At 71.0% G+C, this 662-nt stretch carries 1 protein-coding gene; it reads left to right on the top strand.

Going from position 1 to position 662, the window contains the following annotated elements; translation table 11 throughout:
• On the top strand, positions 1–662 hold a 662-nt coding region (locus ACY34K_RS33855; protein ID WP_462754107.1), incomplete at both ends, for a 1-deoxy-D-xylulose-5-phosphate synthase N-terminal domain-containing protein.

The following is a 662-nucleotide window of genomic DNA, read 5'->3' as shown; positions in this document are numbered from 1 at the left end:
CCGCCAAGGACCGCCCACTGATCGTGGTCGTCAACGACAACGAGCGCTCCTACGCCCCCACCATCGGCGGCCTCGCCAACCACCTCGCCACCCTGCGCACCACCGACGGCTACGAACGTTTCCTGGCCTGGGGCAAGGACGTCCTCCAGCACACCCCCGTCATCGGACAGCCGCTGTACGGGTCGCTGCACGGCGCCAAGAAGGGCTTCAAGGACTTCATCGCCCCACAGGGCATGTTCGAGGACCTCGGGCTGAAGTACGTCGGCCCGATCGACGGCCATGACATCGCGGCCGTCGAGTCCGCGCTGCGCCGTGCGAAACGCTTCCACGGGCCGGTCCTGGTGCACTGCCTCACCGAGAAGGGCCGCGGCTACGAGCCGGCGCTCGCCGACGAGGCCGACCGCTTCCACGCCGTCGGAGCGATGGACCCGCTCACCGCGGCACCGCTCACCCCCGCCAACGGCCCCTCCTGGACCGCTGTCTTCGGGGACGAGATCGCCGAGATCGGCGCCGAGCGACCGGACGTCGTCGCCCTCACCGCCGCCATGCTGCACCCGGTGGGACTCACGAAGTTCGCCGAGCGGTTCCCCGACCGCGTCTGGGACGTCGGCATCGCCGAGCAGCACGCCGCCGTCTGTGCGGCCGGTCTCGCCACCGGTGGC

Source organism: Streptomyces sp. STAM6 (assembly GCF_054963715.1).
This window is presented reverse-complemented; position numbering and strand designations above follow the sequence as displayed.